This window comes from Streptomyces sp. NPDC101237, from assembly GCF_044767465.1.
In the GTDB taxonomy this organism is placed as follows: domain Bacteria; phylum Actinomycetota; class Actinomycetes; order Streptomycetales; family Streptomycetaceae; genus Streptomyces; species Streptomyces gramineus.
The window spans coordinates 32,333-45,053 of the sequence record NZ_JBIWNY010000025.1; the positions used below are offsets into that span (position 1 = coordinate 32,333).

Genomic DNA, 12,721 nt, shown 5'->3' on the forward strand with positions numbered 1-12,721 from the left:
TCGTGCCTCCCGGCGCCGGCCGGAGCACCGGACCCGGCGCCGGTCCGGACGAGACCGCCGGCTCACCCCGCGGCGGCGGAGCGCCCGGCCCGTTCCCCCGATCGTCTCGCCGGTCCGGGCGCCAGGGGACGATGGAAGCGCCTTCCCTGACGCCGTACAGCGTCAGATGACGCGTTCGGCGCGGGAGCCGGGCCCCGGTGCGCGCGCACGGGAGCCGGGCCCCGGTGCGCGCGCGGTGCACGGCCGCGGCCCGCTCACTCCTCGGCCCAGCGCCGCAACCCCGCCAGATCGAGGACGACGGTGCGGCCCCGCCCGGTGGCCACCAGCCCCTCCCGCTGCATCGCCCGCAGGCAGCGCACCACCGACTCCCTCGACGCCCCGGCGGCGGACGCCAGTTCACGCTGATTGATCTGGACCGAGACGGCGCCCGGCAGGGGCTCGGGCACGGCCGAGCCGTACTCCACCGCGAGCTTCACCAGCAGCGCGGCGACCCGGGCCCGGGTGGTGCGGGCGCCCTGTTCGGCGCGCAGCCCGTCGGAGTCCCGCAGCCGGCCCACGACACTGCGCAGCACGGACAGGGACAGCCCCGGCTCCCGCTCCAGGAGCCGCAGGAAGGCGCCCGCGGCGACCACCACCCCCTCCGAGCGGCGCATCGCGGTGACCGTCGCGCCCCGCGGGCCGCCGTCGACGCAGGCGAGTTCGCCGAGCAGTTCACCGGGTCCGCGCAGGGCGAGCAGGCTGGTGTAGCCGTTGGCCGAGTCGACGGTGGCCTTCACCAGACCGGCCGTCAGCAGCACGACGAAGTCCGCCCGTTCGCCCTCCCGCATCAGCACCTCGCCGCGGACCCAGGCGCGGGCGTGCCCCGCCTGCCGCAGCGACTCGACTTCCCCGGGCGAGAAGAACGCCACCTCCGAGCCTCCCGGCCGCGTCGACGCACGGTGACCGTTCGGCACCGGAGGGCCACTGTCCATCGTGCGGCCCCGCTCTGCCAAGGGGCGGACGTCCGGGGCGGCGGCTACGCCTTCCTGAGCAGGGCGTTGACGGCCCGTCCGAACACCGTGCGGGAGGCGGTCCGCACCAGCGGGTCGAAGGCCGACGGCACTCCGCGCACCCGCAGTTCCTCGCGCCAGATCACCCGGGTGCGGCCGCCGGGTCCCGGCCGCACCTCCAGTTCGGCCCAGCCGAGCACCACCCGGCCGTGCTTGACCAGGCGGCACCTCCCCGGGCCGCCGTCCTCGGGGGGCTCCCAGACGGTCACCTCCATGGGGTCCTCGAAGGACAGCGGTCCGAACCCGGAGCGGGCCACGAAGACCGTGCCCACGCGGGTCGGTGGTTCGGTGAGCACGGTGACGCGCGTCAACGGGACCGCATCGGCGTGCGCGGACCACTCCGTGAGCCGGCGCCACGCCTCGTCGACCGGGAGCGGGGCCGTGCGGTGGAGAAGGAAGGTGACCACGGAACGATCGTAGAGAACCGGCCGGGCTCCGCGGGACGCGCGCCGTCCGTTCACAGGACCGCAGGAAACGTCCAAGGCGGGCCGGACCGCGTCCCCGGCGCCTACGATGCCCGTCATGGGCGGGCGAACCGGCGTGCCTCCACGGGGAGTTGGTCGACATGCCGTTGAAGAGCCATGGCGTACTGGTCGGCCGGGCCGTCGGCGTCCGGCGCGAGGGTGCCGGTGACAGCCCGCACCACCAGATCCACCTCACGGATGACGCCGGTGTTGACTACCGGGCCGCGGTCAACGTCCGCTCGCAGCAGAAGCCCGCGGAACTGCTGTACCTCGTCGACGACGACTTCACGCACCCGCTCACCGACCGCCTGGCAGGCCTGGCGGGCGGCTGGAACACCCTGCCGGCCGGCTCCTACGGCCCCCACCTCGACTTCGTGCGCGGCAATCTCTTCGACCCGGCGGCGGTGACGGCGGCGGTGACGGCCGGGACGCGGGGCGCCGGGTCGCGATCTTCCTGGCCTTCCAGAACCAGGCCTGGCACACCGGCGACGTCACCGGGCACGCCCTCGACGGCGTCGGCACCTCCCGCCCGGCCGCGGGCGACCAGCCGGTCCGGATCGTCGCGGCGCCGGTCGATCCGGCCGGCCGGCGCCCGGGGCGGAGACCGTGACCCTTCTCGACGCCTCGCCCGCGCCGGTCGACCTCACCGGCCGGCGCCTGCTGGACCGCACCGGCCAGGCGTCCGCGGTCCCGGCGGGCCCGCCGGCCGCCGGAGCCGTGCTCGCCGTACCGCTGTCCGGCGGCGCGCGGCTCGGCGACCGCGGGGGCGCGATCACCCTCACCGACGCCGCGGGCCTGAAGGGCCACGGCGTGTCCTGCACGGCCGGGCAGGCGGCCCGCGAGGGGTGGTGGGTGGTCTTCTGACGGACCGCCGCGGCCGGGCGGCCTCAGGGCCGGTAGACCTTTCCCGGTTCCGGTGTGCCGGGGGCCAGGAGCTGGGGGACGGTCACGAAGACGTAGCCGCGTTCCTTGAGGGCGTCGATGATGCCGGGCACCGCGGGCACGGTGCCGCGGTAGATGTCGTGCAGCAGGATGATCCCGTCCCGGGACACCTGGTCGAGGACCCGCCGGCGGATGAGCGCCGGATCGGTGGTCAGGTAGTCCTTGGCGGTCACGCTCCACAGCACCTCGGACAGGCCCAGCTCGCGGCATATGCGGTGCACGCGCGCGTCGGTGCGGCCCTGCGGCGGGCGCATCAGGGTGGGCCTGCGGCCGGTGAGCCGTTCGATCGCGTCGTCGGGACGGGTGAGTTCCTCGCGTATGTGCCGCTCGGAGATCTCGGTGAGGATCTTGTGGTCCCAGGTGTGGCTGGCGACCTCGTGGCCCTCGGCCGCCATCCGCCGGACCAGCTCCGGGTACTTCTCGATGTGCCGCTTGCCCAGCAGGAAGAACGTCGCCGGGACGTGCTCGCGCTTGAGGATGTCCAGCAGCCGGGCGGAGTTCTCGCTGGGTCCCGCGTCGAAGGTGAGCGCGACGCATCTGGCCCTGCGGCAGTCGACGCTCCCGAACCGGTGCTGACCCGTCGTCGGGGCGTGGCCGCGGGCGTCGGCGGGCGAGGTCGTGTCGACCTGCGCGCAGCCCGACAGGGCCAGGACCAGTGAGACGGCGGCGGCGACGGGGAACGCGACGGCGCGTCTTTCCCTCTTCTTGGTCGGAAGCTTGCTCCACAGTGGCATGGCTGGACTATACACACAGTTTATAGAATGCGTGTGCGAATACTGTTCGAGGGGCTCGGCTCCCGGAGCCGTCGGGTGTGACCATGGGGGAAGGGGACCGGACCCGACCGGAGAGGACGCGCCGTGCGCTACCGGGACCGCGCCGAGGCCGGCCGTGAACTCGCCTCCGCGCTGGCGGGGCCGAGCGCGGAAGGACGCCTGCCCGACCCGCTCGTGCTGGCACTGCCACGGGGCGGCGCGCCGGTCGCCGCCGAGGTCGCCCGCCGCCTGCGGGCCCCGCTCGACGTCCTCGTCGTCCGCAAGATCGGCGCTCCGCACCACGAGGAGTACGGCATCGGCGCGATCACCGGGGACGACCCGCCGCTCCTGGACCCGACGGCCCTGCTCCGCCTGGGCGTGCGCGAGGACGGCCTGGCCGCGGTCGTGGAGCGGGAACGGCGGGAGCTGCACCGCCGTGAACGCCGCTACCGGCAGGGGCGGCCGCCGCCCGAGGTGCGCGGCCGTACCGTGATCGTCGTCGACGACGGCCTGGCCACCGGCTCCACCGCCCGCGCCGCGCTGCGCCACGTACGGGCCCGGGGCCCGGCCCGCACCGTGCTCGCGGTCCCCGTCGGCGCGCCCGACTCCCTGGACGCGCTCACCACCGAGGCCGACCTCGTCGTCTGCCCGTACCGGCCGGCGGTGTTCCAGGCGGTCGGCGAGTTCTACGACGACTTCGCGCAACTGACCGACGCCGACGTGCTGGACGCGCTGGGCGGCGCCTGAACGGAAGGGGACACGGTGCCGGAACTGGCCGGGGACGAGGCACGGCGGCGGTTCGCCGCGGCACGGGTGGCACGGCTCGCCACCGCCGACGCGAGCGGCCGCCCGCACCTGGTGCCGGTCGTCTTCGCCCGGTACGGGACCGACGGGATCGTGACGGCCGTGGACCACAAGCCCAAGACCACGGTCCGCCTCAAGCGGCTGCGGAACATCGCCGTACAGCCGTCCGTGAGCCTGCTGGTGGACGAGTACGACGAGGACTGGGAGCACCTGTGGTGGGTCCGCGCGGACGGCCACGCGCGCGTGGTCCCCGCCGACGCGGCGGTCATCGGCCCGCTGCGGGAGAAGTACCCGCAGTACCGCGAACACCCCCCGGCCGGTCCGGTGGTCCGGGTGACCGTGACGCACTGGACCGGCTGGCAGGCCGCAGGCCGCTAGCGGGCCGCCAGCCGGTGGCGGGCCGCCGGACACGGGACGGATCGCGGGGCCCCCGCCGTCCGGCCCTCGGGCGTCGTCAGTGCTCGGCGAGGAACTGTTCCGCCCAGACGGTCTTGCCGGTGGTGGCGTGGCGGGTGCCCCAGCGTTGCGTGAGCTGGCCGACCAGGAGCAGACCGCGGCCGCCCTCGTCGTAGGTGTGGGCCCGCCGCATGTGCGGGGCCGTGTTGCTGGAGTCGAAGACCTCGCAGGTCAGAGTGTGGTCGTCGTGGATGAGCCGGAGCCGGACGGGCGGCCGTCCGTACCGGAACGCGTTGGTGACCATCTCGCTGACGATCAGCTCGGTGATGAACGCCGCCTCCTCCAGGTGCCAGGCGATCAGCTGGTCCGTGGCGTGTTTCCTGGCGTCCGCGACGGCGGCCAGGTCGAAGGGCAGCTCCCAGGTGGCGACCCGGTCGGCGTGCAGCGCCCGGGTACGGGCGACGAGCAGCGCGATGTCGTCGTCGGGGCGGTGGGTGAGCATGGTCTTCAGGACCCGGTCGCAGATGGTGTCCAGGTCCTGCGCGGGACGGGCCAGCGCGCCGAACATCTTCTCCAGGGCCTCGTCGATGTCGTGGTCGCGGGGCTCCAGCAGGCCGTTGGTGTAGAGCGCGATCAGGCTGCCCTCGGGCAGTTCCGTCTCGAAGGACTCGAAGGGCAGCCCGCCCAGACCCAGCGGCGGACCGGCCGGGACGTCCAGGAAGCGGACGGCGCCCGAGGCGACCACGGCGGGCGGCGGATGTCCCGCGCGGGCGACGGTGAACCGGCGGGTGACCGGGTCGTAGACGCCGTACAGGCAGGTCGTGCCGACACCGCCGGCGGACTCCTCGGCGTTGTCGGCGCTCGCCTCCTCGGCGGAGAGGTGGACGACCAGGTCGTCCAGGTGGCTGAGGAGTTCGTCGGGCGGCAGGTCGACGTCGGCCAGGGTGCGCACGGCGGTGCGGACCCGGCCCATGGTGGCGGCGGCCCGCATGCCGTGCCCGACCACGTCGCCCACGACGAGCGCGACCCGGGTGCCCGACAGCGGGATCACGTCGAACCAGTCGCCGCCCACCCCGGCCTGGCTGACCGAGGGCAGGTAGCGGGTGGCTATGTCCAGCGCCGCCTGTTCGGGCAGCGTCTGCGGGAGCAGGCTGCGCTGGAGGGTCATCGTGGTGGTGTGCTGGCGCTGGGCGCGCTCGGCGCCGTGGATGCTGACGGCGGTCCGGGCGGCCAGCTGTTCGGCCAGCCACAGGTCGTCCGGGTCGAAGGGCTCGCTGCGCAGGTTCCGTCCGAACAGGGCCACTCCGAACGTGGTGCCGGCCGCCCGCAGCGGCACCACCATCAGCGAGTGCGTGCGGCTCTCCTGGATCCACGCGGCCGCGGGCGGATCCTCCCGCGCCCAGCGCGTCACGATCTCGTCGTCGCTCGCGTACACCGCGCCCCGCCCCTCCGACAGGCAGCGGCCCCCCGGTGACCAGGGCGGGCAGTGCAGCACGTCGCCGGAGGGATGGGCGAGCGGCGGTCCCTGGGGCGCCGCCCGGACGGCCGCCCGGCGCAGCGCGCGGCCGTCGGCGACCGCCGCGCCGGGCCTGGGCGCGTCCAGCAGGTCCACCGCGCAGGCGTCGGCGAAGGCGGGGACGACGACGTCGGCCAGCTCCCGCGCGGTGCGCTGGATGTCGGAGCTGGTGCCGATGCGCACTCCGGCGTCGCTGAGCAGCAGCATCCGCCGCCACACCAGTTGCTCGGCCGGATCGGCGTGGGCGGTCAGGGTCACCGCCCGCACCTGCCCCTCGTGGTCGGTCAGCGGGGCCAGCTGTCCGTGCCAGTCGTGCTCGGGGTCGGCCGGGTCCAGACGCAGGTGGACGTCCTCGGGGGCGCCGCCGTCCAGGATGCGCCGCATGCCGGACTCGGCCTCGGCGCCGCCCCGGTAGGGCGCGATGTCGGTCAGCCGCAGCCCGCGCATCGTGGCCTCGGTGAGCGACAGGCTGTGCTGCATCCCGACGCTGGCCAGCACCAGCCGCAGGCCGTCGTCGAAGACGGCGGCGACGCACGGGGACTGGTCGAAGGCCCATTCCCCGAGGGTCCGGTCGGTGGCGGCCGCCGGTCCGGTGACCGCCGACACCACCCGCCACTCCGTGCCGCCCGACCGCTCCCCGGAGGGCCGGCGGTGCACGAGGACCTCCCGGTCCAGCCGGTGCCCGTCCCGGTGGCGCAGGGCCGCGGTCCCGCTCCACCGCAGACCGGCCGCCGCCTCCCGCCAGGTGTCCGCGCCCGGCTCGGCCAGCAGCAGGGCGGCGTCCTGCCCGAGGATCTCGGCGGGCGGATAGCCCAGCAGCAGCCGCGCCCCGTCGCTCCACCCCGTCACGGCACCCCGCTCGTCGACCGTGACCGCGGCGGTGTACGACCCCCGCGGCACGGCCTGGCCCTGCGCCCGGTTGCTGGGAGGGGTGGGACGTCGTTCCATGCCGCTCATCCTTCGCGGAACCTGCACGACCGGCTCTTCTCCCAGGATGATCCCGGCCGACACGGAGCACCAATCCGCCGTCCCGCGAACCCGGCGCCGCCGACTTGATCCGGCTCGCCGCCTCCCCGGGCCTGTGGGATCCGCCCGGCCGTGACAGCGTATGAACAACGGCGGCGCACGGTGCCCTGGAGGCGGAGATGACGGTTTACAGGATCGGACTGGTGGTGCACGGGGGCCGGGCGGAGGCGGTGGAGGCCGCCGGGACCGTGCGCGCGTGGGCCGCGGTGCACGGCGTGCCGTGCAAGGACATCGACGTGTGGAACGACGGCGGACGGCACAGCTCCGACGAGGAGGTCGCGGCCGCGGGCGATCCCGACCTGATCGTCACCCTCGGCGGTGACGGCACCTTCCTGCGCGGCGCCCGGCTCGCCGCCCACAGCGACGCCCTGGTCCTTGGTGTCGACCTGGGCCGGGTCGGCTTCCTGACCGAGGTGCCGGCCCGCTCGGTGGAAGCGGCGCTGGACGCGGTCCGCGACGCCCGCTTCACCGTCGACAGCCGCATGCTGCTCACCATGCGCGCCTCACGCCGGCTGGAGGTGCCCTCCGACATGGAGGACCTGATGCGCTACGGCCGCGGCCCGCTGCTGCCGCCGCCGCAGGTCCGCCGCGACTGCGAGGAGGACACCGAGTGGGGCGTGCCCCTGCACCTCTACGCGGTCAACGACATCGTCCTGGAGAAGCTGTCCCGGGACCGCCAGGTCTCCGTCGGCGTGTACGTCTCCGGACGGCTGCTCGCCTCCTACTCCGCCGACGCCCTGCTGGTGGCCACGCCGACCGGCTCGACCGCGTACAGCTTCGCCGCCGGCGGCCCCGTCGTCTCGCCGCGCGCGGACGCGCTCGTCTTCACGCCGGTCGCCCCGCACATGACCTTCAGCCGCTCGGTCGTCACCGCCCCGAACGAGGCCGTCGGCCTGCGGGTCCTGGAACGCTCCGGTCAGGCCGCGGTCAGTGTCGACGGTCAGGTGCGCGGTGTCCTGGAGCCCGGCGACTGGATCGGCGTGTACGCGGCCCCGGCCCGGCTGCGGGTGATCCGGCTCTCGCCGATGGACTTCTACGGCCGGCTGCGCGAGCGCATGAACCTCACCGACGCCCCGGCCGCGGTCGCCGACGGCACCCCGCCGCCGCTGTGGTCGTTCCGGACGCCGCCGCCCGGCGACATGGCCCACCTCTCGCTGCTCCCGTCCACCCTGCCGGGCGCCGAGGAGCCGGAGCCGTGCGCCGAGGCGGAGGACGACGACGCGGCCCCCGCGTCCGACCGGGCCTGACCACCACCCCGGCCCTGACGCGGGCCGCCGCTCGCCGCCCGGCGGGGCCGTGCCCGTGTCCGGCGCCGACGGGCCGTCACCAGCCGGTGAACAGCAGATGGTTCACCAGCAGGGCGACCAGCGCCTGTGCCGTCAGCCAGGTACGCGGCCGGGGCAGGAAGGCGCACGCCGGCAGCAGCCACATCGCGAACGGCAGCCAGATGCGCTCCGTCTCCGCCTTGCTCATCCCGGACACGTCGGCGACCAGCAGCGCGAGCAGCGTGACCGCGACCAGGAACGCGAGGCGCACCGGCGCGGAGCCCGCCGTACGGCGGCGCACCAGGGTCGCGCCCGCCCGCCGCAGCCCCGCCACCGTGGCCAGGCCGACGACGACCACCGTGCAGGCCAGGTTGGCCCACACCCAGTAGCCGTACGGGCGGGTGCCGCCGACCCCCTGGTAGTAGCGGGTGACCAGCAGCCGGTACCCCTCCCACCAGTGGAACCCGGCGAGCGTGAACACCACCGGGACCACCGCCGCGCCCGCCGCGAGCAGCGCGAGCATCACCGGCCGCGCCCGCACCCGGCGCCGGCCCAGCACCAGCACCGCCAACCCGATCAGCGCGAACAGCGTCAGGCCGTACGACAGGTAGCAGGTCAGCCCGTACAGCAGTCCCGAGCCCGCCGCCCACCCCACGGACCGGCCGGTCACCGCCCACGCCAGCAGCGCCACCGCCCAGGCGGCGACCGCCGCGAAGTAGCCGTCGGCCGAGGCACCCACCCACACCGCGGCCGGTGCCATCACCAGGAAGGGCGCGGCCCGCCGGGCGAGCGGCTCGTCCGCCAGCGCCCGCACCGCGATCAGCACGGCGACGCAGGCCGTGGACCCGACGGTGATGCACCAGGCCCCCGCCCAGCCGCCGCCGCGCAGCCCGATCCGGTCCAGGTAGACGAAGGTGAGGGTGGCCGCCGGCGGGTGTCCGGCGATGTGCGCGGGCCACGGGGACGGGGTGCCGCTGACGATGTGGTGGGTGAAGTCGCGCAGGGTCGCCGGGATGTCGTGGAAGCGGCCGATGACCGTGAGGTACTCGTTCGTGCTGGTCAGCCGGCCGGCCACGCCCCGCCGCCAGCCGTCGACCAGCGCCAGCGACCACGTCCAGGCCAGACAGGCGGCCCACGCCGCGGCCAGCAGCCCGCGCCACGGCAGCCGCACCGCCAGGTTCGGCCCGTACGCCACCACGGCGGCCGCGACCAGGACCGCGGCCGGGGTGCCCGGACCCACGTGCGGGTCCCAGTCGGCGAACAGCGGCGGCCAGTGCACGAACAGGACGCGGTAGGCGTCCTGGAGATGCCGGCCGACCAGGACGGCGGCGAGCACCAGCAGGACGGCGGCGAGGACGGCGAACAGATCGGCGCGGCGATCACGGCGGCGGGAGCGGGTCACAGCGGAACGCTAGGTCGGCGACCGGGCGAAACCTTGGATCAGGCGGCTGACGTCAGACTTTCGTCATGGGTCGTGCGGCCGTCTCGGGGGTGTGACCGGCCTACGGTCTGACCATGCGACACGACGACCCCCGGCTTCCCACCTCACCCGGCTTCTGGCGCAGCCCGCTGCGCGGCACCTGGTTCACCTCGGTGCTCGGCCTCGTGCTGCTCGTCGGCATCACCGTGCTGTTCGTGACCGGCCTGCTGTCGTACGCCGCCTACAACCCGAACCTGGCACCGGTGAACGACCAGACCCCGGACAAGGGGATCCTCGGCTTCTACCTGTTCTCGTGGCCGACCGACCCGTACTGGCTCTACCGGCTCACCCAGGGCCTGCACGTCACCCTCGGCGTCACCCTGATCCCGGTGCTGCTCGCCAAGCTGTGGTCGGTGGTGCCGAAGCTGTTCACGCTGCCCCCGGCCCGCTCCCTCGCCCACGCGCTGGAGCGGATCTCGCTGCTGCTGCTGGTCGGCGGCGGCCTGTTCGAGTTCACCACCGGCGTCCTCAACGTCCAGCTCGACTACGTCTTCCCCGGCTCCTTCTACCCCCTGCACTTCTACGGCGCCTGGGTGTTCTTCGCCGCCTTCCTCGCGCACGCGGCGCTGAAGACGCCGACGGCGCTGCGGGCGGTCCGGCAGCTGCGGCGGGACGAGGGCGAGCTGGCACCCGCCCGGCCGGACGCGCCGACCGTGTCGCGGCGCGGCGCGCTGTGGTTCGTCGGCGGCGCGTCCCTGCTGCTGCTCGTCACCACGGCCGGACAGAGCATCGGCGGCGCGCTGCGGCGCACCGCGCTGCTCGCGCCGCACGGCGGAGCCGACCCCGGCAGCGGGCCGAACGGCTTCCAGATCAACAAGACGGCCGCCTACGCCGGGATCGACGCCAGGACGACCGGCGGCGACGCCTGGCGGCTGGCCGTCACCGGACGGGACGGCCGGACCGTCCGCCTCAGCCGCGCCGACCTCCTCGCCCTGCCCCAGCACAGTGCCGCGCTGCCCATCGCCTGCGTCGAGGGCTGGTCCACCACCGACCAGTGGTGGCGCGGAGTGCGGCTGCGCGACCTGGCCGCACTCGTCGGCCACGAGGGCGACCCCCCGGACGTGCTCGTCGAGTCGATCCAGCTGCACGGCGCCTTCCGGCGCGCCGCCCTGCGCGCCAACCAGGTCGCCGACCCGCGCTCGCTGCTCGCCCTGACGGTGAACGGCGAGGACCTGTCCCCCGACCACGGCTACCCGGCGCGCGTCATCGTGCCCGCCGCGCCCGGTGTGCTCAACACCAAGTGGGTGGCCCGGATGACCTTCGGAGACCTGTGATGCGCCCGTCCCTGCCCACCGGCGCCCTGCTGCGCCGGCTGCGCCTCCCGCTCGGCAGCCCGCTCCAGATCCTGCTGCTGGCCTGCTCGTTCGCGCTCGCCGCCTATGCCGGCGTACGGCTGCTGTCCGGCGACTGGCTCGGTGTGGTGCTGTGGGTGGTGGGAGCGGCCCTGCTGCACGACCTCGTCCTGCTGCCGCTGTACTCGCTCGCCGACCGGGCGGCGGTCCGCCAACTGGGCGCCGCCGGGCGCCGGCGGTGGGCGATGTACGTCCGGGTGCCGGCCGCGCTCTCCCTGCTGCTCCTGCTGGTGTGGTTCCCGCTGATCAGCGGGACGGTGGCCGGGCACTACCGGTCGGCCACCGGCCGGTCCGCCGACGGCTATCCGGCCCGCTGGCTGCTGATCACCGCCGTGCTCTTCGGCGGCTCAGCGCTGCTGCTCGCCTTCCGGCTGCGCAAGGCGACGAAGCGGCGCCCGCCGGCCGCCCACTGACCGGCCCGCTCCCAGCCCCGCGCGTACCGCAGCAGGGCCGCGGTGCCGAGCCGCGCCCACAGGAACGGGGCACCGACCGCCTCGTGGGCGTCGGTGAGGTGGACCCGGGCGCGTTCGTCCACGTCCACCGGGGCGGTCTCGGCGATCAGCAGGCCGCCCGGCGCCAGGAGCCGGGCCGTCCGGTCGAGCAGGCCGCGCGGATCGCCGCCGATCCCGACGTTGCCGTCCATGAGCAGCACGGTGCCCCACCGTCCCTCGCCGGGCAGCGGGTCGAAGACCGAACGGCGCAGGGCCTGGCCGCCCAGGCGCACCGTGTGGTCGACGGCGGCCGCGCTGACGTCGATCCCGAGAACGGTACGGCCGCGTCCGGCGAGTTCGGCGACGAGCCGTCCGGGCCCGCAGCCGACGTCGAGGACGGCGCCCTCGCACCGGTCCAGGACCTGCCGGTCGACCTGGTCGGCCCGCGCGCACCAGCGCTCCACCTCCAGCGGCAGCAGCCATCCGTCGGCACGGCGCAGGAACAGCGGACCGCGGCCGGTGCGCAGGGCGGCGGCGTAGGGGTCGGCGCCGGTCCAGGGCAGGGGCGGTGAGGTGGTCATCGGCGGCCCGTCCCGCCGTGCGCCGGACACTCCGCGAGACGGGCGGCGAAGCGGCCGTGCGGGACGAGGGCGGCGACGGCGGCCGCGTCCGCGGCGGTGTCCACGTCCCGCAGCCGCGGCAGGTCGGTGACCCGCAGTCCGGCGGCGGACAGCCGCCGGCGCTGGACGGCGCCGGTCTCCGCCGTGGACATCGGCACCCCGCGCAGCAGCGCCGGGTCCGGGTCGGCCAGCCCCAGCGCCCAGAACCCGCCGTCCTCGGCGGGACCGAAGTACGCGTCGCAGTCCGCGAAGTCCACGGTGAGCAGGGCCGGGGTGACCTGCGGGGTGTCCATGCCGATGAGCAGGGCCGGACCACGGCAGTGGCCGAAGGCGTCGGCCAGACGCGCGTCGAGGCCGCCCGCGCACTGCGGTACGACGTCGAAGCCGGCCGGCAGCCAGGGCCCCGGGTCCCCGTCGAGGACGAGGACGCGGCGGTCGGCGGGGGCCGCGGCCACGGCGGCCAGGGTGTCGGCGAGGGACGCCTCGGCGAGGCCGGCGGCCTGCTCGGGTGTGAAGGGCGGGGTGAGCCGCGTCTTGACCCGGCCGGGCCGGGGCTCCTTGGCGATGACGAGGAGAGTGGTCATGTGAGGGTTCCTTGGCTGGTGCGGACGGTCGGCGCGACGC

General features: G+C 75.2%; 13 protein-coding genes and 1 pseudogene. 7 read left to right on the forward strand and 7 right to left on the reverse strand.

All coding sequences use genetic code 11. From position 1 onward, the window contains the following. Window positions 1-254: 254 nt before the first annotated feature. Together ACIRQ9_RS30955 and ACIRQ9_RS30960 are read right to left on the reverse strand one after the other, a co-directional pair. Window positions 255-908, reverse strand: a complete 654-nt coding sequence (locus tag ACIRQ9_RS30955; RefSeq protein ID WP_404180768.1) for a Crp/Fnr family transcriptional regulator — start codon at window positions 906-908, stop codon at window positions 255-257. A gap of 107 nt (window positions 909-1,015) precedes the next feature. Beyond that, a complete protein-coding gene (locus ACIRQ9_RS30960) occupies window positions 1,016-1,456 on the reverse strand; it encodes an SRPBCC family protein (RefSeq protein ID WP_404180771.1) in 441 nt (146 codons plus the stop codon). 158 nt (window positions 1,457-1,614) lie between these two features. Here ACIRQ9_RS30960 and ACIRQ9_RS30965 point away from each other — a divergent pair. Together ACIRQ9_RS30965 and ACIRQ9_RS30970 are read left to right on the forward strand one after the other, a co-directional pair. Further along, a pseudogene (locus tag ACIRQ9_RS30965) lies at window positions 1,615-1,866 on the forward strand (DUF2278 family protein); the annotation flags it as partial. Between the two features lie 253 nt (window positions 1,867-2,119). Further along, window positions 2,120-2,377: a hypothetical protein gene (locus tag ACIRQ9_RS30970; protein WP_404180774.1), complete on the forward strand. Its 258-nt coding sequence runs from the start codon at window positions 2,120-2,122 to the stop codon at window positions 2,375-2,377. A 23-nt stretch (window positions 2,378-2,400) separates the two neighbouring features. Here the strand turns inward: ACIRQ9_RS30970 and ACIRQ9_RS30975 are convergent, their stop codons facing one another. Then, a complete protein-coding gene (locus tag ACIRQ9_RS30975; RefSeq protein WP_404180777.1) occupies window positions 2,401-3,189 on the reverse strand; it encodes a polysaccharide deacetylase family protein in 789 nt (262 codons plus the stop codon). Between the two features lie 123 nt (window positions 3,190-3,312). Here ACIRQ9_RS30975 and ACIRQ9_RS30980 point away from each other — a divergent pair, with 123 nt between their 5' ends. Next, the gene (locus ACIRQ9_RS30980; protein ID WP_404180780.1) at window positions 3,313-3,954 is read left to right on the forward strand and encodes a phosphoribosyltransferase; all 642 of its coding nucleotides are present in this window, start codon (window positions 3,313-3,315) and stop codon (window positions 3,952-3,954) included. Window positions 3,955-3,969: 15 nt separating this feature from the next. Then, a complete protein-coding gene (locus ACIRQ9_RS30985) occupies window positions 3,970-4,389 on the forward strand; it encodes a TIGR03668 family PPOX class F420-dependent oxidoreductase (protein WP_404180783.1) in 420 nt (139 codons plus the stop codon). 76 nt (window positions 4,390-4,465) lie between these two features. On the opposite strand, the gene ACIRQ9_RS30990 is transcribed toward ACIRQ9_RS30985, so the two are convergent. Continuing rightward, window positions 4,466-6,871, reverse strand: coding sequence for a SpoIIE family protein phosphatase (locus ACIRQ9_RS30990; RefSeq protein ID WP_404180786.1), 2,406 nt, complete (start codon window positions 6,869-6,871; stop codon window positions 4,466-4,468). A 197-nt stretch (window positions 6,872-7,068) separates the two neighbouring features. Between ACIRQ9_RS30990 and ACIRQ9_RS30995 the strand changes: the two genes are divergently transcribed. Further along, window positions 7,069-8,196, forward strand: a complete 1,128-nt coding sequence (locus ACIRQ9_RS30995) for an NAD(+)/NADH kinase (RefSeq protein ID WP_404180789.1) — start codon at window positions 7,069-7,071, stop codon at window positions 8,194-8,196. Window positions 8,197-8,272: 76 nt separating this feature from the next. On the opposite strand, the gene ACIRQ9_RS31000 is transcribed toward ACIRQ9_RS30995, so the two are convergent. Beyond that, the gene (locus tag ACIRQ9_RS31000) at window positions 8,273-9,616 is read right to left on the reverse strand and encodes a hypothetical protein (protein WP_404180792.1); all 1,344 of its coding nucleotides are present in this window, start codon (window positions 9,614-9,616) and stop codon (window positions 8,273-8,275) included. A 113-nt stretch (window positions 9,617-9,729) separates the two neighbouring features. Between ACIRQ9_RS31000 and ACIRQ9_RS31005 the strand changes: the two genes are divergently transcribed. Continuing rightward, the gene (locus tag ACIRQ9_RS31005) at window positions 9,730-10,968 is read left to right on the forward strand and encodes a molybdopterin-dependent oxidoreductase (RefSeq protein WP_404180795.1); all 1,239 of its coding nucleotides are present in this window, start codon (window positions 9,730-9,732) and stop codon (window positions 10,966-10,968) included. Then, complete coding sequence (locus ACIRQ9_RS31010) at window positions 10,968-11,459, forward strand: hypothetical protein (protein WP_404180798.1); 492 nt, start codon at window positions 10,968-10,970, stop codon at window positions 11,457-11,459. The genes ACIRQ9_RS31005 and ACIRQ9_RS31010 overlap by 1 nt, the downstream gene beginning before the upstream one ends. Here ACIRQ9_RS31010 and ACIRQ9_RS31015 read toward each other — a convergent pair. Together ACIRQ9_RS31015 and ACIRQ9_RS31020 are read right to left on the reverse strand one after the other, a co-directional pair. Then, window positions 11,348-12,058 carry a methyltransferase domain-containing protein gene (locus tag ACIRQ9_RS31015; RefSeq protein WP_351937895.1) on the reverse strand — a complete coding sequence of 237 codons (711 nt, stop codon included), beginning with the start codon at window positions 12,056-12,058 and terminating at the stop codon, window positions 11,348-11,350. The two genes, ACIRQ9_RS31010 and ACIRQ9_RS31015, sit on opposite strands and share 112 nt — an antisense overlap. After that, a complete protein-coding gene (locus tag ACIRQ9_RS31020) occupies window positions 12,055-12,681 on the reverse strand; it encodes a DUF2064 domain-containing protein (RefSeq protein ID WP_404180802.1) in 627 nt (208 codons plus the stop codon). The genes ACIRQ9_RS31015 and ACIRQ9_RS31020 overlap by 4 nt, the downstream gene beginning before the upstream one ends. Window positions 12,682-12,721 lie beyond the last annotated feature (40 nt).